The sequence below is a fragment of the Janthinobacterium salmonicoloratum genome, assembly GCF_051380845.1.
Lineage (GTDB): Bacteria > Pseudomonadota > Gammaproteobacteria > Burkholderiales > Burkholderiaceae_D > Janthinobacterium > Janthinobacterium lividum_F.
The window spans coordinates 111,856-137,583 of sequence record NZ_JBNYXV010000010.1; the positions used below are offsets into that span (position 1 = coordinate 111,856).

Here is a 25,728-nt window from a genome sequence, read left to right on the forward strand (position 1 = left end):
TTCCATGGCTATCGGATTGATCATCATCGGCGACGAAATACTGTCGGGCAAGCGCACGGACCAGCATTTCCCGAAAGTAGTGAGCATGCTCAAGGCACGCGGCTTGCAGCTGAGCTGGGCGGAATACGTGGGCGACGAACCGGCCCGCCTGGTCGCGTTGCTCAAGCGCAGCTTTGCCAGCGGCGACATCGTTTTCAGCTTTGGCGGCATCGGCGCCACGCCGGACGACCATACGCGCCAGGCGGCAGCCGATGCACTTGGCTTGCCGCTGGTGCTGCATCCGCAGGGCAAGCTCAATATCCAGCAGCGCATCACGGAAATGGGCGAAGAGGCGGGCGTACCGGCGGACTTGCACTCGCCGGAAAATCTGCATCGCCTGAAAATGGCGGAATTTGTCGAAGGCGCCGAGCTGATTCCGAATCCGTACAACAAGATTGCCGGCTTTGCCGTGCGCGAGCATTATTTCGTGCCAGGCTTTCCCGTCATGTCCTGGCCCATGATCGAATGGGTGCTCGATACGCATTATGCGCACCTGTTCAACCAGGTGCCGCATGCGGAACATGCTTTGCTCGTGTATGAAACGGCTGAGTCCCTGTTGACGCCGCTGATGGTGCGCCTGGAAGCGGAGTTTCCGCTGATCAAGGTGTTCAGCCTGCCCAGTGTGGGCGATGCGCAGACGCGCCGGCATATCGAACTGGGCGTCAAGGGCGAGCCCGCGCAAGCGGCGGCCGCCTTTGCGCAGATGTGCGCCGCGCTCGATACTCTGCAGGCGGAATACACCACCATCTGACATGCAGCCAGGCCGGCGACGGCAGCTTTTTCGCTGGCGTCCAGCCCACCTTGCATCTATGTACGCAAGCGTACGTTCCAAGACGTTGTTTTTTTGCGAAAATCTTCAATGAAGCAAGATTTTTGTGCGCGCTCCTCAGTCGTTGTCATGCCGATGTGGTGGAATGGTGAACAGGAGCCTGGCGTGTCAAACGCGGGGTTGCCTGCCTGTGCAGTAGCGTGTTTTTTTGATTCACCGGTATGGACATCATGTTAAGCAAGCTTTGTTGTGACCGGCCCTGGCTGGCCCTCGTCTTATCCTGCGCGGAGCGGTATCGCTACCGTATTTCCCGCGCCGTCCAAACCCAACCTTACCCCAGCATCCCATGACAGACACAGGCGTCAATCTGGCCGCGCAAGAGCGGCCCCCTTCTGATCCACTCACCGACGCGGGCGCCGAGGCGCCGCCGCCGGTGAGCCCGCCGAAGAAGCGCCGTTCGCGCATCTGGCCGATCTTTGCCATCATTGTGTTGGCGCTGATCGCCGGCGTGGCCTGGTTCGTCATGCGCGAAGTGCGCACCTCGGCCCTGCAGGCGGAATTTTTTACGCGCCTGGACCGCCAACTGGCGTTCAAGGTCGAGCCTGGCCCAGCGCCGGCGGGCGCCATCCGCTATCCGCAGCACGGCCCCTACGACGAGCGCCTCGGCTATGCCAGCTTGCCGGACTTCATCACCAAGCTCAACGCGCGCGACTATGAAGTGACGGCGCAGGCGCGCATGTCGCCGAAAATGGTGCAACTGGTCGACCGGGGCATCTTTGCCACGTATCACGAGAAAAACCGCGCGGGATTGTCCATCCTCGATTGCCGCGCCGCGCCCCTGTTCGCGGCCAGCTATCCTGAGCGCATGTTCGACGGCTTTGCCGAAGCGCCGCCAGCGCTCGTGCAAAGCCTGCTGTTCATCGAAAACCGCGAATTGCTCGATCCGGGCACGCCCGCGCGCAATCCCGCCGTGGAATGGGACCGCCTGAGCAAGGCCATCCTCGACAAGGCGTTGAACCTGTTCGGCGGCCATCGCGGTGGCGGCGGCAGTACCCTGGCCACGCAAATTGAAAAATACCGGCATTCGGAAGATGGCCGCACCAGTTCCATGCAGGACAAGCTGCTGCAAATGATTTCGGCCAGCTTGCGCTCGTATCAGGATGGCGAAAACACCATGGAAGCGCGGCGCAAAATCGTCGTCAATTACCTCAACACCGTGCCGCTGTCGGCAAAAAGCGGTTTTGGCGAAGTCAACGGCATTGGCGACGGCATGTGGGTCTGGTATGGCCGTCCATTTGCCGAAGTGAAAACTTTGCTTAACGGCAATATGGACCAGCCCGGTAGTGCGCTGGCCTACAAGCAGGCGCTGAGCCTGTTGATCGCGCAGCGCCGTCCCTCGCATTACCTGGTGGCCGGCGGCGCCGATCTGGAAGAATTGACCAACAGCCATCTGCGTTTGCTGGCGCAAGCGGGCGTGATCTCGCCACAGCTGCGCAATGCGGCCATCGCCGAGAAGCTGCGCCCGTCGACGGCCTCGGGGGCGCAATCGGAAGCGTCGACCTCGTTCGTCACGCGCAAGGCCTCGAATGCCGTGCGTAATCATCTGGCCAGCATGCTCGGCGATCCGCGCTTGTACAACCTCGACCGCCTCGACCTGAAAGTGGTCAGCACGCTCGACGCGCAGGCGCAGAACGCCGTCACCAAGGTCTTGCGCGAGCTGCGCGACCCGGAAGTGGCGAAAACGGCCGGCCTGACGGGCAAGGGCATGCTGGGCAATGGCGACCCGGCCAACGTGGTCTACAGCTTTACCTTGCTGCAAAAGGGCGATCAAGCCAACTTGCTGCGCGTGCAGACGGATAACTACGACCAGCCGCTCGATATCAACGAAGGCGCCAAGCTGGACCTCGGTTCCACGGCCAAGCTGCGCACCCTGGTGACCTATATGGACATCATCGACCAGCTGCACCAGCGCTACAGCGGCATGGGCGCCGCCGAGCTGGGCAAGATCGCCGTCGATCCGAAGGACATGCTGTCGCAGTGGGCGATTGCCTATCTGAAGCCATTGCCGGTCGGCGAGGCGCGCAATTTACCTGCCATGCTGGCAGCCGCCATGGAACGCAAATATTCGGGCAACCCGGGCGAAGGCTTCTTCACGGGCGGCGGCTTGCACCATTTCGGCAACTTCTCCAAGCTCGACGACAGCCGCATCATGACGGTGCAGCAGGCGCTGCGCCAGTCGACCAATCTGGTATTCGTGCGCCTGATGCGCGATGTGGCCCGCTACTACATGTTCTCGCGTCCCGATTCCTCGGCTTCCCTGCTGGCGGACGCGGACGATCCACGCCGCGCGCAGTACCTGAGCCGGTTTGCCGACAAGGAAGGGCGCGAGTTCCTGCACCGTTTCTACCAGAAGTACCGCGGCAAGAGCGTCGACGAGCAGGAAAAGATCCTGCTGGCCAGTATCCGCCCGACGCCCGTGCGCCTGGCGAATATCTTCCGCACCGTCAATCCGAAGGGCACGGTGGCGGAATTCGGCGATTTCCTCAACGCCAACTTGCCATCGCAAAACGAAGTGCCGCCCGAGCGCGTCGCCAAGATGTACCAGCAGTACGCGATGGAAAACTGGTCCTTGGCCGACCGCGGTTATCTTGCCAATGTGCATCCGCTGGAATTGTGGATGGTCGCGTACCTGCGCCAGCATGAAGGTTCCACCCTGTCGCAGATGGTGGCGGCCAGCGAAAAGGAACGCCAGGAAGTGTATAAATGGCTGTTCAATACGCACCGCAAGCATGCGCAGGACCGCCGCATTGCCAACTTGCTGGAAGTGGAAGGTTTCCTGGAAATCCACCGCCAGTGGAAGAAGATGGGTTATCCCTTCGACTCGCTGGTGCCGTCCTACGCGACCACCCTGGGCGCATCGGCCGACCGCCCCGCCGCGCTGGCCGAGTTGATGGGCATCATCATCAACGATGGCGTGCGCAAACCGAGCGTGCGTATCGATTCCATGCATTTCGCCGCCAATACGCCGTATGACACCATGGTCAAGCGGGGCAGTAAGGTGGAGGCGGAACAGGTCTTGTCGCCGGACGTGGCCAAGGCCGTCGCCAAGGCCATCCGCGAAGTGGTGTCGGACGGTACGGCGAAACGGGCGAAGACGGCATTCGTCGGCGCCGACGGCGTGCCGATTCCGATGGGCGGCAAGACGGGCACGGGCGACCAGCGCTTCGACGTGTATGGCGCCGGCGGCCGCCTGATCGAGTCGCGCTATGTGAACCGTTCGGCCACGTTCGTGTTCAATATCGGCGAGCGTTTCTATGGCAGCATGACGGCGTATGTGCGGGGGCCGGAATCGAAAAATTACGACTTCACCAGTGCCTTGCCGGTGCAGCTGCTGGTGTCGCTGGCGCCGAGCCTGATGCCGCTGATCGAGCCGCCCGCGCCGGCCGAAGGCGTGGCCAGGCAGTGCACGAATTAAGCTGTTGTTACAGCTGAAAGCCGGCCTTCACGGGCCGGTTTTTTTTGCGCGAAGGAAAAGGAAATATGCACAGGACGCAACAGATTTTTGAGCAATACCACCGTTTCGACGATGGATCATTGGTGTCGATCGAACAGCTGTACCAACCCCGGGGCGTGCAGGCCGTGCGCATCGTGTTATATGCAAGAAATCATGGATTGGACGGAAATGTTTGGCGCCAGGTGGCCATCACGGTGGGTGACGTGCGGGAATTGATGATGAAGACGCCGGGCAACTTCATCAACCGCATCTGCTGCGCCGTGAAGTTGCTGCGTTTCGGCGACGTCTGGTGCGTCGATGTCGACGGCACGTATACGCACGATGATCCCGCTACACTGGACGAAGTGCGCCGCGATGGCGATTGCTACGTCATCGGCGGCACGGTCGAGGCAATCGAACTCGATTAACCGGCAAACACGGCGGTTTTAGCTTCCAGGCGCGCGTGATACGCGGCGATGGCCGGATACTCGGGACGCTGCATGGGCGCCATCAGCCAGCGTTTGACAGACAGTCCCAGCACGATATCGGCCAAGGTAAACTGTTCACCGCAGACGAAGGCGCCCGTGCGCTGCAACTGCTGTTCCAGGATACCCATCATCTTGTTCCATCCGGCAATACCGGCCGCCAGTTGCGCCGCATCCTGGTGTGCCGGGCTCTGGCGCACCAGCGACATGAAGGCGTAGCGCCAGCTGTTGTTCAAATCACCCATTTGCCAGTCCATCCATTTTTCCACTTCCGCGCGGGCGCGGGGGTTACCTGGCAGCAAGTCGTCGCGGCCAGCCTGCGCGCACAGGTAGCGGCAAATGGTGTTCGATTCCCAAAGCACCAGGTCGCCATCAAGCAGCACGGGCACCATGGCGTTCGGGTTCAAGGCCAGGAAGGCCGGGTCGTCCGTGCCGCGAAAGCCGCTGCCCCAGTCTTCGCGTTCGTACGGCAGGTCGAGTTCCTCGCACGTCCACAAGACTTTGCGGACATTGATCGAGGCGGCTTTTCCAAGAATTTTCAGCATGCGGGGCTCCATAGGACAGGTGATCGACCTGCCACTGTAGCCGAAATGGCCACGCCGCGCATGTGAAAGTGCCTTGCATAGTTGAGGTTTTCTTGGCATCGTAGCCACCCATGAAACCTATGCGCCACCACATGTCCAAAATCCTCGCGTTCAGCCGCTTTTCCGTGCGCGATTTCCTCGCCACCGCCGGTCCCACCCTGCTGCTGGTCGGCGCGTTTTGCGCGCTCGCTTACTGGCTGGTCGACCCGGCGCCGCCGCGCCAGGTGAGCCTGTCGACGGGGCAGGACAATAGCGCGTATGAAGAATTCGGCAAGAAATACGCGGCCACCCTGGCCAAGCACGGCATCAAGGTGACCTTGCAGCCGTCGCTGGGCTCGCAGGAAAACCTGCAGCGCCTCAATAGCGGCAAGACCGATATCGCTTTCGTGCAAAGCGGCTCGACGGAACACGCCGATGCCGAGCGCCATGGCCTCATATCCTTGGGTAGCCTGTTTACGGAACCCGTCTGGCTGTTCCTGCGCGAAGACAAGGCGGTGACGGAACTGACGCAATTGAAGGGCATGAAGATCAACCTGGGGCCCGAAGGCACGGGTGTGCCCAGCCTGTTCCGGCAGTTGCTGTCCGTCAATGGTGTCGAAGCGAACGAGTTGACGGTGAGCGATTTGCAAAACACGCCTGCCACGGTGGAACTGCTGGAAGGGCGCATCGACGGCCTGGTGTTCAGCTCGGCGCCGGAAGCGCCGCTGATCCAGATGCTGCTGCAAACGCCAGGCATCAAGCTGTTTGATTTTTCGCAAGCGGAAGCGTACACGCGGCGCCTGCCTTTCCTCACGCATGTCGTTTTGCCGCGTGGTATCGTCGACCTTGGGCAGAACATTCCCGCGCAGGATTATCACCTGATCGCGCCAACCGCCACTTTAGTCGCACGCGAAGACTTGCATCCGGCCCTGATCGACTTGTTCGTGCAGGCGGCGGCCGGCATCCACGGCGGCACGGGCTGGTTCCAGCAGCAAGGGCAATTCCCATCCGCGCGTTACACGGAAATTCCCGTTGCGCCGGAAGCGCTGAAATTCTACAAGGATGGCGCGCCCGTGCTGCAGCGCTATATGAGTTTCTGGCTAGCCAATTTCTTTGACCGCATGTGGGTGCTGGTGGTGGCCTTGGGTGCCTTGATCCTGCCCCTGTCGCGCGTGGTGCCGCCCCTGTACGTGTGGCGCATCCGCTCGCGCGTGTACCGCTGGTATGGCCAGCTGCGCACGGTCGAGCAGGCGCTGGAAGACGTACCGGAAGAGCAGCGTGCGCAGGTGTATGCGGCGCAATTGCAACGGCTGGACCAGATCGAGGAAATGGTCAACCAGATATCGATTCCCCTGTCGTTTGCCGATGGCCTGTATGGCTTGCGCAGCCACATCAACTTCGTGCGCAAGCGCATTCTGACCCTGATGGGAGAACATCAGACGTTGGAAGCGGGCGAGCCGGCCTGAGGTCTTAAACAAGGGTGACTGACAGCTTGCGCCCGACCAGCGCGGCGGCCCGCAAGGTCAAACGCTGTTCAGTGAATCAGGCACCCAGCCACGGCAAGCCCGCCTTGCACCAGCCGCCGATCTGCTTGCGGTGGCCGTCGGCGTCCTTGTCGCCCTCGAAGCCTTCGAGGATGTCGAAGCAGTTGATATAGCCGTGCTCGGTGGCCAGCTTGGCGGCATGGCGCGAACGCACGCCGGAGCGGCACAGGAATAGCAGCACCTCATCCTTGCCGGCCTGGGCGGCCAGTTGCGCGAGGAAGTCGGGATTCGGCACGCCGCCCGGGTAGGTGGCCCACTGCACCGCACCATGCTGGGTATCGGCAAGGTCGACCCGGCCGACCCAGTCACGCTCGGCATTTGTGCGCACATCGATGAGTTTGGCGGCAGCATCGAGTTGCAGCAAGTCGTACGCTTCCTGCGGCGTGACAGCGCCGGCATATGGCGTACCTTCATTGGCCCGGCTGCGGGCGGTGCTCAGGATGTCGGCGGCGGTAGTCATGGCGTCCTCGAAAAAGTGGGAAGGTGTGTACGATTATAGTGCGCCGCCCACGCTCCGCAAACGGGAAACCATGGTGCACGGCGCATGCACCACGACGTGGCATTTTTTAAAAATCCGCACAAAATGCACGATAATGGTGCGTTATTCGTTTTTTGCACTTGCATAGTGCATTCTTGATGTGACGCAAACGCGTGTGAAAGTCGCGGGCAGGAAAACTTTCGCTGGGATGGCCAGGTTTTGACCTTGGCGGCCACGTCCGTCCAGAAGCTGGCATGGAATCTGCTATGATCCCTATGAGTTTTGGTGGCACGCAATGTTTGCTTCGCTTCATCAGCCCAGACGCATTAAGGTCGGCTCACCCCACATTCATTTAGGAGATACGCATGGCAATGACAGCCGCAGAAGTCTTGAAGATGGTAGAAGAAAACGAAGTCAAATTCGTTGATTTCCGCTTTGCTGATACCCGTGGTAAAGAGCAACACGTGACGGTTCCCGTGTCGCACTTCGACATGGACAAATTCGAGTCGGGCCACGCCTTTGACGGTTCTTCGATCGCTGGCTGGAAAGGCATTGAAGCGTCCGACATGATCTTGCTGCCGGATCCAAACACGGCCAATATCGACCCGTTCATGGAAGAAACGACCCTGTTCATGCAGTGCGACGTGATCGAACCGTCGGACGGCAAAGGCTACGACCGCGACCCGCGCTCGATCGCGAAACGCGCCGAAGCCTACCTGAAATCGTCGGGCATGGGCGATACCGCCTATTTCGGTCCTGAGCCAGAATTCTTCATCTTCGACAGCGTGCGCTGGAAGATCGACATGTCGGGCTGCTTCGTCAAGATCGGTTCGGACGAAGGTTCGTGGTCGACCGGCAAGGACATCGAAGGCGGCAACAGCGGCCACCGTCCTACCGTCAAGGGCGGCTACTTCCCGGTGCCACCAGTGGACAGCTTCCAGGACATGCGTTCGGAAATGTGCCTGATCCTGGAATCGCTGGGCATCCCGGTTGAGGTACATCATCACGAAGTCGCCGGCGCCGGCCAGAATGAAATCGGCACCAAGTTCTCGACCCTGGTCGAGCGCGCCGACTGGACGCAAAACCTGAAGTACGTGGTGTGGAACGTGGCGCACAGCTATGGCAAGACCGCCACCTTCATGCCGAAACCTATCGTTGGCGACAACGGTTCGGGCATGCACGTGCATCAATCCGTATGGAAAGATGGCAAAAACCTGTTCGCCGGCGACGGCTATGCCGGCCTGTCCGATTTCGCCCTGTACTACATCGGCGGCATCATTAAGCACGCCAAGGCGCTGAACGCGATCACCAACCCAGGCACCAACTCGTACAAGCGTCTGGTACCAGGCTACGAAGCACCAGTGAAACTGGCGTACTCGGCGAAAAACCGTTCCGCCTCGATCCGTATCCCGCACGTGGCCAATCCAAAAGGCCGCCGCGTCGAAGCGCGCTTCCCGGATCCACTGGCGAACCCGTACCTGTGCTTCGCCGCACTGTTGATGGCTGGCCTGGACGGCGTTGCCAACAAGATCCATCCGGGCGAAGCCGCCTCGAAAGATCTGTACCATCTGCCGCCAGAAGAAGACGCACTGATCCCGACCGTGTGCGCTTCGCTGGAAGAAGCACTGGACGCACTGGACAAGGACCGCGAGTTCCTGACCCGTGGCGGCGTGTTCAGCGATTCGATGATCGATGCTTACCTGGAACTGAAAATGCAGGACGTACAGCGCATGCGCATGACCACGCATCCTGCCGAGTTCGACATGTACTACTCGCTGTAATGGCGCCATGCCGGCAACTTGCCGGTAGTGAATAAAAAACGCGGGTGAGGCGATGGTCTTGCCCGCGTTTTTTTATGCAGTACGCCAAGGCGGTGATCGTACGGTGTTGTATAGTCGGCCCAGGAACGATGCGGCACGAGCCGACAGGAGTGAAGATTGACCAAGCATTACAGAATGGCGCTGATGGCAGGATTGCTGGGCGCGGCGGCACAGGCGCACGGACAGTTGTATGTCTGCGCCGATGCACAAGGACACAAGACCTACACGGACAAGCGCGCCGGCGCGCATTGCCAGTTGCTCGATTTGCCCGGCGCCATGACGGAGGCGCCGCGCAAGACGGCGCCGCTGGCCGGCGCGCCGGCCCGGTCCACGGTGCAGGCGGCTACGGCGGCGCCTGCCGCCGGCGCGTTTCCCAAGGTCGATGGCGCCGAGCAGCGCGCGCGCGACCTGGACCGGCGCCAGATCCTGCAGGACGAATTGCGCAGCGAAGAGCAGAAACTGGCGGCGCAGCGCCTGGAATTGAATGGCGGCCAGCCCGAGCGCCAGGGCAATGAGCGTAACTATGCGAAATACCAGGAACGGGTGGCGCAGTTGAAGGACAACATTGGCCGGACACAGCAGAACGTCGAGGCCCTGAAACGCGAGATCGCCAATATCCGATGACGAGACCATGACAATAGACAACCATTCCAGCCGTCCCGCCCACCTGGCCGGCCTTGATTTGCTGGCCTCGGCCGTGATCCTGCTCGACGGCGACGGCCGCATCAGCTATGCCAACGCGGCGGCGGAAAACCTGCTGGAAAGCTCATTGAAGGCCTTGTCGCGGCAAAAGCTGACGGCGCTATTCTTGAATCCCGACGAGCTGGCCGGCATTTGCGCGCAGGCGCTCGAACATAAATTTTCCGACTTGCGCCAGGACCTGAGCCTGGAACGCCTGGGACGCGAACCGCTGCGCGTGCACAGCATCATCAGCGCGCTCGATGCGCCGCGAGACAGCGTGCTGATCGAGCTGCGCGAGAACGTGCAGCAGCTGAAACTCGACCGCGAGGAGCGCATCCTCGACCAGAGCCAGGTCAACAAGGAGCTGATCCGCAATCTGGCGCATGAAATCAAGAACCCGCTGGGCGGCATCCGCGGCGCGGCCCAGCTGTTGGAACTGGAATTGCCGGCTTTGCACCTGAGCGAGCTGCGCGAGTATACGCAAGTGATCATCAAGGAAGCGGACCGCCTGCAGACCCTGGTCGACCGCCTGCTGGCGCCGCACCGCCGCCCGCATATCGTGGGCGACGTGAATATCCACGAAGTGTGCGAAAGGGTGCGCAGCCTGATCCTGGCGGAATTTCCCAGCGGTCTCACCATTTCGCGCGATTACGACGCCTCGATTCCCGAATTTCGCGGCGACAAGGAACAATTGATACAGACCGTGCTCAACATTGCACACAACGCGGCGCAGGCCCTGGCCGAACGCATCGAAGCGGGCGATGCGGAGCTGATTTTCAAGACGCGCGTGGCGCGCCAGGTGACCCTGGCCAAGGTCCGTTACGGCCTGGCATTAGACTTGCATATCATTGACAATGGACCGGGCATCGCACCGCAGATCCGTGACCGGATTTTCTACCCGCTGGTGTCGGGCAGGGAAGGCGGCAGCGGTTTGGGGCTGACCTTGGCGCAAACCTTCGTGCAACAGCACCTGGGCGTGATCGAGTGCGAAAGCCGGCCTGGATACACCGATTTCAGGATCGTTCTACCCTTGCCATAAGCGAGGAGGTATCCCACCCATGAAATCCATTGCGGGACGCACACACTAATGAAGCCAATCTGGATAGTTGACGACGACGAATCAATCCGCTGGGTGCTGGAAAAAGCCCTGGCGCGGGAAAATCTCGCCACCAAGAGTTTTGCCAATGCGCGCGACGCCATCGCCGCACTGGAATTTGACACGCCGCAAGTGCTCGTGTCCGATATCCGTATGCCGGGCGCGTCCGGCCTGGAATTGTTGCAGACGGTCAAGTCGCGTTTCCCCGGCTTGCCGGTCATCATCATCACGGCCTTTTCCGACCTTGATTCGGCCGTCGCCGCCTTCCAGGGCGGCGCCTTCGAATACCTGGCCAAGCCCTTCGATATCGACAAGGCTGTCGAGCTGATCCGCCGCGCGCTGGAAGAAAGCTTGCGCGAGACGAGCGTCGAATCGGGCCCGTCGGAAACGCCGGAAATCCTCGGCCAGGCGCCGGCCATGCAGGAAGTCTTCCGCGCCATCGGCCGCCTGTCGCAATCGAATGTGACCGTGCTCATCACGGGCGAATCCGGTTCCGGCAAGGAACTCGTGGCGCGCGCGCTGCACAAGCACAGTCCGCGCGCGGCGCAGCCTTTCATTGCCCTCAACACGGCGGCGATACCGAAGGATTTGCTGGAATCGGAACTGTTCGGCCACGAACGGGGGGCTTTTACGGGCGCCCAGACGACGCGCCGGGGCCGCTTCGAGCAAGCCGAGAACGGCACCCTGTTCCTCGATGAAATCGGCGACATGCCGTTCGACCTGCAGACGCGCTTGCTGCGCGTGCTGTCCGACGGCCATTTCTATCGCGTCGGCGGCCATCAACCCATGAAGGCGAACGTGCGCGTCATTACGGCCACGCACCAGAACCTCGAGCAGCGCGTACGCGACGGCCTGTTCCGCGAAGACTTGTATCACCGCCTGAACGTGATCCGGCTGCGCCTGCCCAGTTTGCGGGAGCGGCGCGAGGATATCCCCATCCTGGTGCGCCACTTCCTGGTGCAAAGCGCACGCCAGTTGGGCGTGGAAGCCAAACGCATGAGCGAACCGACGATGCAGTTTCTCAGCAGCCTCGATTTGCCCGGCAATGTGCGCCAGCTGGAAAACCTGTGCAACTGGATCACCGTCATGGCGCCGGGCCAGACGGTGGAAATCAAGGACTTGCCGCTGGAATTGACGCAGGGGCAGGGCGATGGTGCCGCCACTGCGGCGGTGGGCGAGGCTGCACCGGCGGCCGTTGCCCATCCGCACGGCGGCCAGGTGTTCGAAGCCGCCGCGCCCGCCACCGGCGCGCCGCCGGGCTGGATCGGCTTGCTGGAATTGCAGGCGGCCGGCATGCTGGGCGCCGGGCAGCAGGAAGTCATGGCCGTGCTGGGAAGGCAATTCGAGTCGGCCCTGATCAAGACGGCGCTCAAGCATACGCACGGGCGCAAGAATGACGCCGCCGTGCGCCTGGGCATCGGCCGCAACACCATCACCCGCAAGATCTCCGAACTGGGCATCGACGGCGCCAAGGACGATTGATTCCTGTGCGGACGGGGCACCGCCCCGTCCGCTTCCCCTCCCGGCGTCCCTTGCACGCCACAACACCCACAACAATGGCAGGCGATAAGGTAAGCTGGCGCCTGTCGGACTGTTTCGTCCGGTGTTAACTTTCATTGTGGAACTGTATGCTGATTAACTGCGTGGCCTATCAGGATGGCAAAAAACTGGCCGACTTGCCGATTGACGATATCAGCGATTACGTCGAACGCCCCGACTGTTTCGTCTGGGTGGCCCTGCTCGACGCCACGCCGGCTGAGCTGAAACAGATGCAGCACGAGTTTTGCTTGCACGAACTGGCGGTGGAAGACGCGCAGCGGGGCCACCAGCGTCCGAAGATCGAGGAATATGGCGACTCCCTGTTTGCCGTCGTGAAAACCGTTGAAATGGTCGAGAACGAACTGGTGCTGGGCGAAGTCGACATTTTTGTCGGCGCCAATTATGTGCTTTCGTCGCGCAGCAACAGCTCGCAAGGTTTCCTCGGCGTGCGTGCGCGTGCCGAGCGCGAACCGCATTTGCTGCGCCAGGGTTCGGCCTTCGTGCTGTACGCGCTGATGGACGCCGTCGTCGACCGTTATTTTCCCGTGCTGGACGCGCTCGAATCGGAACTGGAACTGATCGAGGACCGCATCTTCGACCGTGGTACCGAGCGCGACAATATCGAACGGCTGTATCAATTGAAGCGCAAGGTCATGGTCTTGCGCCATGTGGTGGCGCCCCTGATGGAAGCGGTGGGCAAGTTGCACGGCGGGCGCGTGCCGCCGCTGTGCCACGATACCCAGGAGTATTTCCGCGACGTGCACGACCACCTGGCGCGCATCAATGGCACGCTCGACACCATCCGCGACACCATCAGCACGGCCATCCAGGTGAATCTGTCGATGGTAGCCATCGACGAGAGCGAAGTGAACAAGCAACTGGCGGCCTGGGCCGCCATCTTCGCCGTGTTTACCGCGTTTGCCGGCGTGTGGGGCATGAACTTCAAGTTCATGCCGGAGCTGGACTGGCATTATGGCTATCCGGCCGCCGTGGCAGTGATGAGCTGTGTCTGCGGTTATATGTATTACTTGTTCAAGCGTTCCGGCTGGCTGTAAAAAATTCCTGTATATCTGTATTATTAAGCAATATCCAGGGGTACAATCGCGGCAGGTCCGCTGGGGCGGGCCATGGCTGAGAGTCGCCGCGCCGGCAGCTGTGCCTGCGCTTCCGGTGCTGTGCAGGAGCATTCATGAGTATTCCGTTGTTTGATGTGAATTCGCAAGAACCCCTGTTCGATGCCGAGCAGCGGCGCACCCTGGCGGAAGCGGCCCTGCGCTCGATCACCGCCTCGACGGCGCACGCCCGTGGCGACGACTTTTTGCGCATCCTCGTCAAGGACCTGGCCGAAGCGCTCGACGTGCACTATGTGATCGCCGGCCGGCTGGTGCGCATGGCCGATGGCAGCGAAGGCATCCGCACCCTCGCCCTGTGGGGCGGGAATGACTACCAGCCGAATATCGAATACAGCCTGGAACACACGCCATGCCAGGACGTAACCTGCCAGAGCATGTGTTTTCATGGCAGCGATATCCAGCGTCGCTTTCCATTCGATAGTCTCCTCGTCGACATGCAGGCGGAAAGCTATGTCGGCATGCCGCTGATCGATACCGATGGCAAGACCCTGGGCATCCTGTCGGCCATCGACACGCGGCCAATCGATGAAAACAAGCGCTTGCTGGCGCTGTTGCTGCTGTCGATCTTCTCTGCCCGCAGCGCGGCCGAGCTGCAGCACCAGGAGCGCACCCAGCAGCTGGAAGAAATTCTGCGCGTGCGCACCGAATCGCTGCTGGCGGCGCAGGCGAACCTGATCGAACAGGAGCAGATGGCGGCCCTCGGTTCGCTGGTGGCCGGCGTGTCGCATGAAGTCAACACGCCCATCGGCGTGGCACTGACGGCGGCATCGAGCATGGGCAGTTATGCCGACCAGCTGGTGCAGCTGCTGGGCGGCGCCAAGGTCAGCCGTGCCGAACTGATCGACATTGCTGAATCCCTGAAAGGTGCGGCGGCCCTGATCGAGCGCAACCTGGCGCGCGCCGCCGACCTGATCGGCAATTTCAAGCAACTGGCCGTGGACCAGGTCAGCGAATACGTGGCCGACCTGGCGCTGCACGACTATGTGCACGGCCTGGTGTCGGCGCACAGCCCGGAATTGCGCAAGGCGGCGCTGGGCGTGGAACTCGACATCGCGCCCGATTGCCAGGTGCGCCTGGCGGCTGGCAAGCTGTCGCAAATCCTCTCGAATCTGCTGATGAACAGCGCCCGCCATGGCTATCCGCAGGGCGGTCCTGGGCGCATCACGATACGCGCGCGCATCGAGGCGGACGACACGGGTGCGGCCTTGCGCTGGCTGCTGCTGGATTTTTCCGACGATGGCATCGGCCTGGCGCCGGCCGTGCGCGAACACATGTTTGAACCGTTTTTCACTACCAAGCGGGGCCAGGGCGGCTCTGGGCTGGGCATGCACATCGTCTACACCATCGTGCAGCAACTGGGCGGCCAGGTGTGCGCCATCGACAGCAGTCCCGGCTGTCATATACAGATCAGGCTGCCGTTGGCAGGCTGACGCCGCGCGGCCTCCCGGCTACCCAGGAAAGGCCTTCCTATCTCTGCAGTCGCTGCTTTTCACCTGTTGTATGTACGCCATACGCATGCTGAGTTCTGTTGACACTCGTATTCCTGCCGTGATTCTATGTAGTTGTCTAGTTGACTTTCAGTCGCCTAGTGTCACTTCTGTACAAGTGTCCCAGCGAAATTCGCGGTACCGGAATGGGTGCCGTACGAGGCGTTTCCTTTAGATGAACGAGTGCAATCCGGGTCACAAATCCGGAGCCATATATAACCGTACAAATGAAAAAGGGTTCACCATGCTTGAAGAAACCGTCATCTCTCGTGCAGTTCGCATCGTTTGCGCCGGCGGTGTAGCTGCCGCCATGTCCGTTGTTTCGCAGTCCGCGATCGCGCAGGATACACAGGCTGCCGATACGCAAATCCAGCGCGTGGAAGTCACGGGCTCGTCGATCAAGCGCATCGCCGCCGAAGGCGCCTTGCCGGTCACCGTCCTGACCGCCGAAGCCATCCGCACCTCGGGTGCCACCTCGGTCACCGATCTGGTGAAGAAACTCTCTTCCGCCCAGGGCGCCACCAGCGAGAGTGCCTCGGTTGGCGGCAGCACCTTTGGTTTCTCCGGCATTTCCGTGCATAACGTAGGTGAGACGCGTACGCTCGTCTTGCTGAACGGCAAGCGCCTGGCTCAGTTCGGCGGTCAGACCCTGACGGGCTTTGCGGCAGGTTTCGACTTGAATTCCATCCCTATCTCGGCAATTGAGCGGGTCGAGCTGCTGACTGATGGCGCCTCCGCACTGTACGGCGCCGACGCCATTGCCGGCGTGGTCAACTTCATTACCAAGCACGACACCACCATAGGCGATGTGACCATCGGCTATTCCGCGCCCAAAAACGGCGCGCGCGAGAAACGCCTCAGCGCCACCAAGGGCTTTGGCAATCTGGACGAGGATGGCTACAACGTCGTGCTGACCTTTGGCCACGACGAGCGCGACAAGCTCGCTTCGGTCGACCGTAAGTTCGCCAACACGGGCAAGGTACAGTTCTCGGCAAATGGCAAACGCTATCAGAAGCAGCAGTTTTCGGCCAGTCCGATTCCGGCCAATGCCACCGATGACAATGGCCAGCTGATCAGCCCTTACCAGAAGGCCAACGGCTCCTGCCCCGACAAGACGTTCCGCGTGATCGAGCCCTATAACGATGGCAGTGGCCTGGTTGATGACTACTGCGGCTACGACTTCACCAAGGATCTGGAAATCTATCCGGAGCGCAAGCGCGATAACTTCATGGCCTCGGGCACCTTCAAGATCGCGGGCCAGGAAGTATATGCGGATGTGCTGTTGTCGCGCACCAAGCAGACCTCGCGCATCGCTCCCGTTCCCGGCGCTATCGCCGTCGATGCCGGCACGCCGCTGCATAACAAGTATTTGTTACCACTTGGAATTACTGGCGATAGTACGGCGTTTTACCGCCTGTTCGACATGGGTCAGCGTACATCGAAAGATACGGCCGACTTCGCCAGCGTGGTGGTCGGCACGCGCGGGATTTTTGCCGGCTGGGATTACAATGCAGCGTACAACTTCTCGGAGAGCCGCGTAAAAGGCAGTATTTCTGGTTATCCTGGCGCCATCGCCGTCAATAACCTGACGTCGAGCGGATTGCTCGACCCCTTCGTCGGTCCAGGCAAGCAGTCGACCGCGGCACAGGACGCCATCAAGGCGGCCACGTTCTCCGGCTACTGGGACGGTGGTACTTCGCGCCTGCAAACGATTAACCTGAATGGCTCGACGGAACTGCGGCGACTGCCGGGTGGCGCGATGATGCTGGGCATGGGGGTGAACATCAACCGCGAAGAATTCTCGGCGAAGCCGAGCCCGTTTGCGCAAGGCATCCTGGCCGATCCGGTAAAAGGCACCTTGTGCGGCGGTACGACGGGCCTGGAATGCGACCAGCGTTTCGGCGACGCGGCCAGTAGCCAGCCATATAGCGCCAGCCGCACGTCGAAGGGCATTTTTGGCGAAGTGATCGCGCCTGTGCTGAAAGAGCTGGAATTGGGCGCCGCCTTGCGTTTTGATGAATTCTCGGACTTTGGTGGCGCCACCACGGCCAAGGCCAGCTTCAAATGGACGCCGGCCCCCACCTTGCTGATCCGCGGTTCGGTCGGCAATGGCTTCCATGCGCCGACAGTGCCGCAAGTTAACGCCTTGCAGCGTGGCTATGGCGTTACCAGCGACAAGTACACGTGTACGCCAGCCCTGCAAGCGATCGCCACGCGCCTCAATGCAGTGTGCCAGCCAGGCAACCGCCAGTACGACCAGTTAGCCGGTGGCAACCGCGAATTGCAGCCTGAGAAATCGAAACAGGCGACCATCGGCTTCCGTTACGAGCCGATCAGCGCCATCACCCTGGGCGCCGACCTGTGGCATGTGCAGATCCGCGATTCCTTCGGCCAGCTGACTGAGCAACTGGTGTTTGCCAATCCGGCCAACTTCCCGAAATCCTGGGGCGTCAACAAGGATGTGGGCACAGGTACTACCTACCTGGCTTTCCTGGCGGACAACCAGAACTTGGGTAAATCGTTCGCCACCGGTGTCGATATCGATATCAGCGCCCGTTACCGCTCCGGCATCGGCTTGTTCACCTCGCAGCTGAATGCGACGCAGATGCTGCGCGAGGACGTGCAGCTGGAACGCGATGGCAAGTATTACTCGGCGTTGGGTAACTTTGCCGAGCTCGGTTCGGTGACTTTCCGCACGCGTGGCCAGTGGACCAACACCCTGAAAACGGGCAACTGGGCCAATTCGCTGACGGTCAACTTCCTGTCCGGCTACAAGGACCAGGAAACCTCGGTCGACGTGCTGGACGCTTCGGGCGCTGTGACGGGCCAGGAAAAGATCCGCATGCAGGTGGGCTTCTATTCGACCCTCGATTGGCAAACGGTGTGGACGCCCAGCAAGAGCTGGGTCCTCACCGCCGGCGTGCTGAACCTGACCGACAAGAGTCCGCCATTCGTGCCATCGACGTCGGGCGCGAACCGTGGCCAGCAATTCGGCTATGACGACCGCTACTACGATCCACGCGGCCGCACCGGCTACCTGAATGCTTCGTACAAGTTTTAAAAAGCGGACGCAGGCATAAAAAAACCGACACTTTAGTGTCGGTTTTTTTTCGTTCTGCCGCAGGGCAGGGAGAGCGTGGCTTAGCCGCGCGCCGCCATCGACAGTGCCACCGCTTCGGCCACCTTGATGCCGTCGACGGCCGCCGACAGGATGCCGCCCGCATAGCCGGCGCCTTCGCCTGCGGGGAACAGTCCCCGTGTGTTCAGGCTTTGCAGGTCGTCGTCGCGGCGCTTGATGCGGATCGGCGACGAGGTGCGCGTTTCCACGCCCGTCAGCACGGCGTCGGCCTTGTAATAGCCCTTGATCTGCTTGTTGAACGCCGGAAACGCTTCGCGCAGGGCCGTGATCGCGTATTCGGGCAGCGACGGCGCCAGGTCCGTCAAGTGCACGGCTGGCTTGTACGACGGCACCACGCTGCCAAATTCGGTCGAGGCGCGGCCAGCGACGAAGTCGCCGACCAATTGCCCTGGCGCATCGTAGTTGCCGCCGCCCAGGGCAAACGCGCGCTCTTCCAGCTCGCGCTGCAGGGCGATGCCGGCCAGCGGGTCGCCGGGATAGTCGGCTGGCGTGATGCCGACGACGATGGCGCTGTTGGCGTTGCGCTCATTGCGTGAATACTGGCTCATGCCGTTCGTCACCAGGCGGCCCGGTTCGGAGGCGGCCGCTACCACCGTGCCGCCCGGGCACATGCAGAAGCTGTAGACGGAGCGGCCATTGCTGGCGTGGTGCACGAGCTTGTAGTCGGCCGCGCCCAGAATCGGGTGGCCGGCGCTGGGGCCGAAGCGGCAGCTGTCGATCAGGGATTGCGGGTGTTCCACGCGGAAGCCGATCGAGAACGGTTTCGCTTCGATGTACACGCCGCGGCGGTGCAGCATCTCGAAGGTGTCGCGCGCGCTGTGGCCGATGGCCAGCACGACGTGATTGCTGGCGATGGTCTCGCCGTTGTCCAGCACCACACCGCGCACCTGACCGCCGTCAGCACCTGGCACGATGTCGAGATCGACCACTTTGCTGCTGAAGCGGTATTCGCCGCCCAGTTGCTCGATATTGGCGCGCATTTCTTCCACCATCTTGACCAGACGGAAGGTGCCGATGTGCGGCTTGCTCACATACATGATTTCTTCAGGTGCGCCTGCCTTGACGAATTCCGTCAAGACCTTGCGGCCGTAGTGCTTGGGGTCCTTGATCTGGCTGTACAGCTTGCCGTCCGAGAAGGTGCCGGCGCCGCCTTCGCCAAACTGCACGTTCGATTCGGGATTGAGCTCGCGCTTGCGCCAGAAGCCGAAGGTGTCGACCGTGCGCTCGCGTACCTGCTTGCCCCGTTCCAGGATGAGCGGACGCAAGCCCATCTGCGCCAGGATCAGCGCCACGAACAGGCCGCAGGGACCCGTGCCGATGACGATGGGGCGCGGTTCATTAGTGTGGCCGGCCAGCTGTTCGCCGCCGGCGACGAATTTGTAGTCGGTGTCAGGTGCGGGCATCAAGTGCACATCGTGCTGCAGGCGCGCCAGCACGGCCGCTTCATTCTTGACGTCCACATGCAGCGAGTAAATCAACACCACGGCGCTGCGCTTGCGCGCGTCATAGCTGCGCTTGAAGACGGTAAAGCCAAGCAACTCATCCGCAGCAATGCCGAGGCGCGCCAGGATGGCGGCGGGCAGGGCCGCTTCGTCGTGTTCGAGGGGGAGTTTTACTTCGTTGAGTCGCAACATGGTGTGTATCCGAAAAGTGCAGGGCTCCGTATCTAGCGGAGAGTGGGCAGCCGCATGGCGGCGCAAGGCGGCATTTTACTCCTTCTTGCATGCAATGCATGACGGTCTGGGAGGATGTTGGACCATTTTCCTGTCACTTGGACGTTGTCGGCGGCCGGTTCAGCGCAGGAGGAGGGGTTTCCCCTGGCGCCACGTTCGCAGCGGATGCATGAGGCGATGGCATGGCATGACGGCAAGCTTTCGCAGTGCACCATTTGGGTGCGCCAGCCTGTCGTTTCGCCGCCACATATGGTATTTGCAATGCGATAGCCTAACTCGATCCGAAGGATTGATGGTCAGGTGTCTTGCCTATTTTTAAATATTCCTCATTCGGTGCGTGGGTGTGCTGTTTTTGCGATATCAAATTACACATGCCCATGCACTTGTTGATCAGAAGCTTTTTGAAGCTGCGATAAGAAATTGAATATAAATATGTATAGGCAAATTCTGAATTTTCTTGCCAAGTTGAATGGACAAGGAGTGCTGCAGCGATGCGGGGAGAGGGGATTTTCCGCAGCCTGGGGAGGGCTGCCATCGTTGCAGGGCGGATCAACGTGCTGCTGGCGTTGCTACATTTAACCTTAATGCATGGTAGAAACTGGCGAGTTTGCACCACTCATCAAAACCTGCGTTTTATTTCAAGTTATTGCGTTTGATAATTGTAGCTGTTATTTGATGCGATTCTCATCGATTGATGAGCGCATTGAATTTTAAAATTATTTTTTAATTATTTAGATATGATTTTTTTGATGGTGCTGATCTTTTTTATTTCTCGGTAATTGAATGCGATCCGTGTTTCTATTTGTTCTTTATTTGAATATTGAATATAGAAATTTTTTCAGGAGTTTATTGATCTTTGATGTATAAAGTAACTTATATTCAAACGTGAGTATTCACTTGAAAGATATTCATACAATGTAATTGAAAACTTCAACTTTGAATAGTTCAATCCCATAGGGTGTTGTCAGTTTGCAACACGCCTACTGCCATCCCGTATGCCTGAAGCGCGCCATTTCAAGGGCTACAGGCGCGCCATCACAGGCCTTTCAGGTTGTGGACATGCGCGCGAGGCGCACACAACATCTTGTCTTTTTAAACAATAAATTTCATATATTAATATGCGTTTTTTTTGCAGTGCATCAAATTGGTGCATTGCCGCACAATCTTGGACGCATTCGCCATTTTCCTAGCCCATTCAGTTTGTTGTATCTTTGCATCAGATTTTTTTACTATGTTGACAGTGAACAATGGCATATGGTTTTATGTATCGCTTAGGCAAGTAGGTTTTTCCTGTTTTGTCTGAAGCCTGCCATATCAGTGGTGGGAGAGTGTCAAATCATCAAAAACTAAAACCGGAAATAAAAACGTATTAAACATGATTTAGTGCTTAAAATTTACCAAGCAACTCTACCAGAGAAGCTTAATCTAATAATTAGGAAACCACATGTTGAGAAAAACAGTTTTAGTTCGTGCGCTGGCGCTGGCATTCAGCGCCGGCGCCATGTCCGCCATGGTCGTTGCTCCCGTCATGGCGCAGTCGAACGCAGCGGGCAGTATTTTTGGTAAGGTCGGCAGCGGCACTGGCGATACCGTCGTGTTGCAAAACACTGGTACCAACCAGACGCGTTCCACGGCAGTTGATGCAAACGGCTCATTCCGTGCCACGAGCCTGCCTATCGGTACCTATACCGTGACGCTGAAGAAGGGCGAATCGGTTGTTGGAACTACGTCGCTGGAAGTGCTGGCCGGTCAAGGCGTCGAGGCGATTTTCCCTGTTGCTGGCGGCGTTCAGGCCGTGCAAGTGACGGGGCGTCGCAACCGCATCGATATCTCGAGTTCGACCAATGGCGCGACCTTTACCGCACGCGAGCTGGACAAGTTGCCAATCGCACGTAACGTCGAGGCAATCGTTCAACTCTCCCCGAATACCACCCGTGGCGACCCGACCTATCCTGCCGGAGCCAGCTTCGGCGGCGGCGGCGCTTCGGAAAATGCCTACTATATCAACGGTTTCCCGGTAACCAACCCGTTGTCGCAATTGGGCGCAATGGAACTCCCATTTGGCGCGATCGCTCAAGCTCAAGTTTTGACGGGCGGTTACGGCGTTGAGTTTGGCCGTTCGGTTGGCGGCGTGGTCAACGTCACGACCAAATCCGGTACCAACACCTGGGAAGCCGGTGCCTTGGTATCGATCGCACCGAAATCGTTGCGCGCCAAGTCACGTGACATGTACTACGCCAATACCGGCGTTTTCCCGCTAACAGACGGGACGCTGCGCATTCGCCGCGAAGACAATGAATTCGAGCAAAAACAGTACTCCGCCTATGTCGGTGGTCCGCTGATCAAGGATACCTTGTTTGGTTTCGTTGCACTGGAGCAAACTCGCGCCGAAAGCAATGGCGTCTTCGGCGGTCGTACCGCGCTGACTAACGGTGATAATGGCTGGCGCGATTACAAGACCACCACGGAACGCTACTACGGTAAGCTGGATTGGAATATTTCCGATAATCATCGCATCGAGTTCACCACGATCGGTGACTTGCCAGAGACCAACACGCAATTCCGTTCGTACGATTACGCGACCCGCGCCGTCGGCAGCAAGATCAACTCTTCAACCCACGAGGAATACGGCCCATTCAACCCGAACGGCGGCGAAGCAAACATCGCGCGCTACGTTGGTAACATTACCGATAACCTGACCGTCACCGCCCTGTATGGCCAATCGCGTGCCAAGCATATCTATGAGCCTACGGGCTACGATCCAACGCTGGCACAAGTGACTGCGGCAAAGGCGGATCAGGCACCAGGCTTGAACTACACGGGTGGCCAGCCGTTCTCGACTAATCAACCAGTCAATGGCTCCACCGACCGCGTAACGTCCAAGCGCCTGGATTTGGAATACAAGATTGGCAACCACACCCTGCGTGCTGGTCTGGACAATAACAAGATGTCCTCGGCAGACGCTGGCGATGCTCTGGCCGGTGGCGCACTGTGGTTGTACGGCAAGACACCAGATGCTACCAAGCCATTTGACGTTCCTGGCGGCCAAGTTGGTGCGCTGGCAGGCAAGGGTCCGCTCGCATCGCAAGGTTATTATGTGTCGCGCGTCTTGTCCTCGACCGTATCGAATGCTTTCGCTGGTCAGGATGCACAGTACCTTGAGGATCGCTGGCAAGTGACGAAGGACGTGTTGCTGACCGCAGGTCTGCGTCGTGAGGGCTTCTACAATGCCAACCAGGACGGCACCAAGTATATTGAGATGAAGAACCAATACGCTCCACGCGTAGCAGCAGTGTGGGACGTAAATGGCGATGCATCGTTTAAAGTATTCGGTAGCGCTGGCCGTTACACCTTGCAAATGCCAACCGTGATCGCTCTGCGCGGTGCAAACGGTTCGCTGAACACCAACCAGTACTACGCTTACACGGGCACGGATGCGCATGGCGCGCCAACGGGCTTGACCCAGTTGACGGGTGTCTTGTCTGCAAACAATGAATTCGGTCAAGCAAAAGATCCGAAAACCGTTGCTGCACTGGACATGAAGCCATCGTTCCAGGATGAGTTGACCCTGGGCTTTGAAAAGGCCTACAATCCTAGCCTGAATTTCGGTGCCAAGGTTACTTACCGTACCCTGAAATCGACGATCGATGACTTCTGCGATGGCCGCGTGTTCGAAAAATACGCCAAGCGCAATGGTATCGATACTTCGAACTACGGCGGTTTTAACTGCGCATCGTTCAACCCGGGCGAAGCAAATGATTTCTTGGTTGACTTCGCAGGTACGCAGTCCAACTACACCCGCGTCCACCTGACGAAGGAAGACCTGGGCTTCGACAAGGCCAAGCGTACTTACGCTGCACTTGATGTGTTTGCTGAGCATCCATACCGTAACGGCTGGTATGGTAAGGTCAACTACACCCTGTCGCGCAGCAGCGGTAATACTGAAGGTCAGACGCTGTCCGATACCACGACTGGCCAGGCTGACGTTGCCGCTACCCAGACTTGGGATTATGCAGCACTGATGCGCTACGCGGATGGCCGCCTGCCAAATGATCGTAAGCATCAGATCAAGGCTTACGGCTTCTACGACCTGACCCCAGAGTGGACTGTGGGTGCAGCCGCCTTGCTCGCTTCGGGCCGCCCACGTTCGTGTGTCGGTACCAATCCGAACACGCAGTCGGCAGACGATGTCGGCTTTAACTATCAGTCCGCTTCGCACTACTGCTTCGGTGCAACTGGCAATCAGAACGTTGTTTCGCCACGTGGTACCGTGGGTAATTTGCCATGGGACAAAAACCTGGACTTGAACGTGTCGTACAAACCAGCTTATGTGCCAGGCCTGGCGGTTAAACTGGACATCTTCAATGTGTTCGACACGCAAACCACGCAAAAAGTGGTCGAGCGTTACAACACCAACCAGGCACGCTATGCTCTGTATGAATCGGTACTGAGCTATACCGCACCTCGTTCGATGAAGTTCACCGCTGAGTTCAACAAGAAGTTCTAATTGTGTGATGGCCGCCGGTTTGCCGGCGGCTTGAAATGACACGATTTAAGTAAGAATGCCGCGTCCTGTCAAACAGGGCGCGGCATTTTTTTTGGCTATGTCCCCGTCAGGCGTGGGAACGCTCTCAGCGTTGCTTCACGTAGGGTTGCCTTCAATATAGTTTCTGGAAAACGGATGCGCCCGGCGTCGAGTATCCAGCGCCACCCCAGGTAATTCGGCAGGTAACTGCTGGCCACGCCGAGGAAGATGCGCCGCCAGCCGCGCAAGCGGCTGTGATACGCATTGACGTTCTGTACGTGAGCGGCGCCCTGTAGGCGGATGCCGGCCAGCACATTGATGGCTTGGTGGAGGATCCCCGCTTCACGAACGAAGGCCCGATATATGGCATGGCCAACATCGCGTCGAACAGTACGCGTCGGGCGCAGCGCGCTTCTCGACTTGCCGAGGATAGCGTCTTTTTTACATGAGATGCAGGTGTTGCCGGTGTTCTTTACATCCCGCCCCACAAGGCACTCAGCGTGGCCAGCGCCGTCAGGCCTGCCGTTTCCGTGCGCAGGATGCGCGGCCCCATAGCCAAGCCGATGGCGCCGGCGGCCAGCGCGGCCTTTTCTTCCGCTTCCGAAAATCCGCCTTCCGGGCCCACCATCACGGTGATCGCCTGCGGCGGCTGGTGACGGGCCCAGTCGGCCAGCGACTGCTCCGCGCGCGGCGTCAAAATGATGCGTTTATGTAAATCTTGCTGGCGGCTCCAGCTATTGAAGTCTTGCAGTGGCGCCAGTTGTGCCAGGCGGTTGCGCCCGCACTGCTCCGAAGCGGAAACAATAATCCCTTGCCAATGCGCGAGTTTTTTCTCGGCCCGTTCGCTTGACAAGCGCACGACGCAGCGCTGCGCCGACAGCGGCACGATGCCGGCCGCGCCCAGTTCGATGGCTTTTTCGATAATCCAGTCCATTTTGGATGCTTCCGGCAACGCCTGCGCCAGGGTCACGGCATAGGGCAGCTCCGCTTCGCGCGCCACGTGAGCTTGCACCTCGGCCGTCACGCTGCGCTTGGCGACCGCCACCAGGCTCGCTTGCACCTCGCCCCCTTCGCCATTGAACAAGGTGATGAGGTCGCCCGGCGCCAGGCGCACGACTTGGATATGGTGGGCGACAGCCTCCGGCAGGACGATGGTGGTGCCGGCAACGAGCGGCTGGGGACAGAAAAAACGCGGCATGCAAATCCTCAACGGGGGTATAAGTGGGGTGGAAAGACGTCAAAGTATAGCCATTTGGCGGGCCAG

Annotated in this window: 16 protein-coding genes and 1 pseudogene; 12 read left to right on the plus strand and 5 right to left on the minus strand. The window is 59.7% G+C overall.

The window, feature by feature from the left end; all coding sequences use genetic code 11:
* Nucleotides 1-4 precede the first annotated feature (4 nt).
* From ACQ4WY_RS27725 to ACQ4WY_RS27735, 3 genes are all read left to right on the plus strand, one after another.
* Nucleotides 5-790, plus strand: coding sequence for a competence/damage-inducible protein A (locus ACQ4WY_RS27725; RefSeq protein WP_436506850.1), 786 nt, complete (start codon nucleotides 5-7; stop codon nucleotides 788-790).
* A 364-nt stretch (nucleotides 791-1,154) separates the two neighbouring features.
* Nucleotides 1,155-4,283, plus strand: a complete 3,129-nt coding sequence (locus ACQ4WY_RS27730; protein WP_436506851.1) for a transglycosylase domain-containing protein — start codon at nucleotides 1,155-1,157, stop codon at nucleotides 4,281-4,283.
* A 65-nt stretch (nucleotides 4,284-4,348) separates the two neighbouring features.
* Nucleotides 4,349-4,729, plus strand: a complete 381-nt coding sequence (locus ACQ4WY_RS27735) for a hypothetical protein (RefSeq protein WP_436506852.1) — start codon at nucleotides 4,349-4,351, stop codon at nucleotides 4,727-4,729.
* Here ACQ4WY_RS27735 and ACQ4WY_RS27740 read toward each other — a convergent pair.
* Complete coding sequence (locus tag ACQ4WY_RS27740) at nucleotides 4,726-5,331, minus strand: glutathione S-transferase family protein (protein ID WP_436506853.1); 606 nt, start codon at nucleotides 5,329-5,331, stop codon at nucleotides 4,726-4,728. The two genes, ACQ4WY_RS27735 and ACQ4WY_RS27740, sit on opposite strands and share 4 nt — an antisense overlap.
* Nucleotides 5,332-5,462: 131 nt before the next feature.
* Between ACQ4WY_RS27740 and ACQ4WY_RS27745 the strand changes: the two genes are divergently transcribed.
* The gene (locus ACQ4WY_RS27745) at nucleotides 5,463-6,815 is read left to right on the plus strand and encodes a TAXI family TRAP transporter solute-binding subunit (RefSeq protein WP_436506854.1); all 1,353 of its coding nucleotides are present in this window, start codon (nucleotides 5,463-5,465) and stop codon (nucleotides 6,813-6,815) included.
* A gap of 76 nt (nucleotides 6,816-6,891) precedes the next feature.
* Here the strand turns inward: ACQ4WY_RS27745 and ACQ4WY_RS27750 are convergent, their stop codons facing one another.
* Nucleotides 6,892-7,353 carry a rhodanese-like domain-containing protein gene (locus ACQ4WY_RS27750; RefSeq protein WP_353658701.1) on the minus strand — a complete coding sequence of 154 codons (462 nt, stop codon included), beginning with the start codon at nucleotides 7,351-7,353 and terminating at the stop codon, nucleotides 6,892-6,894.
* Between the two features lie 383 nt (nucleotides 7,354-7,736).
* On the opposite strand from ACQ4WY_RS27750, the gene glnA reads away from it, so the two are divergent.
* The 7 genes from glnA (at nucleotide 7,737) to ACQ4WY_RS27785 (ending at nucleotide 18,188) form a co-directional block, all read left to right on the plus strand.
* Nucleotides 7,737-9,152, plus strand: coding sequence for a type I glutamate--ammonia ligase (gene glnA, locus ACQ4WY_RS27755; RefSeq protein ID WP_029496182.1), 1,416 nt, complete (start codon nucleotides 7,737-7,739; stop codon nucleotides 9,150-9,152).
* Between the two features lie 183 nt (nucleotides 9,153-9,335).
* A complete protein-coding gene (locus ACQ4WY_RS27760) occupies nucleotides 9,336-9,815 on the plus strand; it encodes a DUF4124 domain-containing protein (RefSeq protein ID WP_436506868.1) in 480 nt (159 codons plus the stop codon).
* Nucleotides 9,816-9,822: 7 nt separating this feature from the next.
* Nucleotides 9,823-10,911: a nitrogen regulation protein NR(II) gene (gene glnL / locus ACQ4WY_RS27765; RefSeq protein WP_353658699.1), complete on the plus strand. Its 1,089-nt coding sequence runs from the start codon at nucleotides 9,823-9,825 to the stop codon at nucleotides 10,909-10,911.
* 48 nt (nucleotides 10,912-10,959) lie between these two features.
* Nucleotides 10,960-12,450, plus strand: coding sequence for a nitrogen regulation protein NR(I) (ntrC, locus tag ACQ4WY_RS27770; RefSeq protein WP_353658698.1), 1,491 nt, complete (start codon nucleotides 10,960-10,962; stop codon nucleotides 12,448-12,450).
* A 146-nt stretch (nucleotides 12,451-12,596) separates the two neighbouring features.
* The gene (corA, locus tag ACQ4WY_RS27775; RefSeq protein ID WP_353658697.1) at nucleotides 12,597-13,562 is read left to right on the plus strand and encodes a magnesium/cobalt transporter CorA; all 966 of its coding nucleotides are present in this window, start codon (nucleotides 12,597-12,599) and stop codon (nucleotides 13,560-13,562) included.
* A gap of 134 nt (nucleotides 13,563-13,696) precedes the next feature.
* Nucleotides 13,697-15,070, plus strand: a complete 1,374-nt coding sequence (locus tag ACQ4WY_RS27780) for an ATP-binding protein (protein WP_436506855.1) — start codon at nucleotides 13,697-13,699, stop codon at nucleotides 15,068-15,070.
* 301 nt (nucleotides 15,071-15,371) lie between these two features.
* A complete protein-coding gene (locus tag ACQ4WY_RS27785) occupies nucleotides 15,372-18,188 on the plus strand; it encodes a TonB-dependent receptor plug domain-containing protein (protein WP_436506856.1) in 2,817 nt (938 codons plus the stop codon).
* A gap of 80 nt (nucleotides 18,189-18,268) precedes the next feature.
* Here the strand turns inward: ACQ4WY_RS27785 and ACQ4WY_RS27790 are convergent, their stop codons facing one another.
* On the minus strand, nucleotides 18,269-19,900 hold the full coding sequence (locus ACQ4WY_RS27790) for an NAD(P)/FAD-dependent oxidoreductase (protein ID WP_353658694.1): 1,632 nt from the start codon (nucleotides 19,898-19,900) through the stop codon (nucleotides 18,269-18,271).
* Nucleotides 19,901-21,383: 1,483 nt separating this feature from the next.
* On the opposite strand from ACQ4WY_RS27790, the gene ACQ4WY_RS27795 reads away from it, so the two are divergent.
* Nucleotides 21,384-24,446: a TonB-dependent receptor gene (locus ACQ4WY_RS27795; protein WP_436506857.1), complete on the plus strand. Its 3,063-nt coding sequence runs from the start codon at nucleotides 21,384-21,386 to the stop codon at nucleotides 24,444-24,446.
* A 95-nt stretch (nucleotides 24,447-24,541) separates the two neighbouring features.
* On the opposite strand, the pseudogene ACQ4WY_RS27800 reads toward ACQ4WY_RS27795, so the two are convergent.
* Together ACQ4WY_RS27800 and ACQ4WY_RS27805 are read right to left on the minus strand one after the other, a co-directional pair.
* Nucleotides 24,542-24,835: pseudogene (locus tag ACQ4WY_RS27800) on the minus strand (IS1595 family transposase); the annotation flags it as partial.
* Between the two features lie 101 nt (nucleotides 24,836-24,936).
* Nucleotides 24,937-25,662, minus strand: a complete 726-nt coding sequence (locus ACQ4WY_RS27805) for a 16S rRNA (uracil(1498)-N(3))-methyltransferase (protein ID WP_436506858.1) — start codon at nucleotides 25,660-25,662, stop codon at nucleotides 24,937-24,939.
* Nucleotides 25,663-25,728 lie beyond the last annotated feature (66 nt).

Bases quoted from the DNA above. Each gene is read 5' to 3' on its own strand.
- ACQ4WY_RS27725 (WP_436506850.1), top strand. From the start codon at position 5: ATGGCTATCGGATTGATCATCATCGGCGACGAAATACTGTCGGGCAAG.
- ACQ4WY_RS27730 (WP_436506851.1), top strand. From the start codon at position 1,155: ATGACAGACACAGGCGTCAATCTGGCCGCGCAAGAGCGGCCCCCTTCT.
- ACQ4WY_RS27735 (WP_436506852.1), top strand. From the start codon at position 4,349: ATGCACAGGACGCAACAGATTTTTGAGCAATACCACCGTTTCGACGAT.
- ACQ4WY_RS27740 (WP_436506853.1), bottom strand. From the start codon at position 5,331: ATGCTGAAAATTCTTGGAAAAGCCGCCTCGATCAATGTCCGCAAAGTC.
- ACQ4WY_RS27745 (WP_436506854.1), top strand. From the start codon at position 5,463: ATGTCCAAAATCCTCGCGTTCAGCCGCTTTTCCGTGCGCGATTTCCTC.
- ACQ4WY_RS27750 (WP_353658701.1), bottom strand. From the start codon at position 7,353: ATGACTACCGCCGCCGACATCCTGAGCACCGCCCGCAGCCGGGCCAAT.
- glnA (WP_029496182.1), top strand. From the start codon at position 7,737: ATGGCAATGACAGCCGCAGAAGTCTTGAAGATGGTAGAAGAAAACGAA.
- ACQ4WY_RS27760 (WP_436506868.1), top strand. From the start codon at position 9,336: ATGGCAGGATTGCTGGGCGCGGCGGCACAGGCGCACGGACAGTTGTAT.
- glnL (WP_353658699.1), top strand. From the start codon at position 9,823: ATGACAATAGACAACCATTCCAGCCGTCCCGCCCACCTGGCCGGCCTT.
- ntrC (WP_353658698.1), top strand. From the start codon at position 10,960: ATGAAGCCAATCTGGATAGTTGACGACGACGAATCAATCCGCTGGGTG.
- corA (WP_353658697.1), top strand. From the start codon at position 12,597: ATGCTGATTAACTGCGTGGCCTATCAGGATGGCAAAAAACTGGCCGAC.
- ACQ4WY_RS27780 (WP_436506855.1), top strand. From the start codon at position 13,697: ATGAGTATTCCGTTGTTTGATGTGAATTCGCAAGAACCCCTGTTCGAT.
- ACQ4WY_RS27785 (WP_436506856.1), top strand. From the start codon at position 15,372: ATGCTTGAAGAAACCGTCATCTCTCGTGCAGTTCGCATCGTTTGCGCC.
- ACQ4WY_RS27790 (WP_353658694.1), bottom strand. From the start codon at position 19,900: ATGTTGCGACTCAACGAAGTAAAACTCCCCCTCGAACACGACGAAGCG.
- ACQ4WY_RS27795 (WP_436506857.1), top strand. From the start codon at position 21,384: ATGTTGAGAAAAACAGTTTTAGTTCGTGCGCTGGCGCTGGCATTCAGC.
- ACQ4WY_RS27805 (WP_436506858.1), bottom strand. From the start codon at position 25,662: ATGCCGCGTTTTTTCTGTCCCCAGCCGCTCGTTGCCGGCACCACCATC.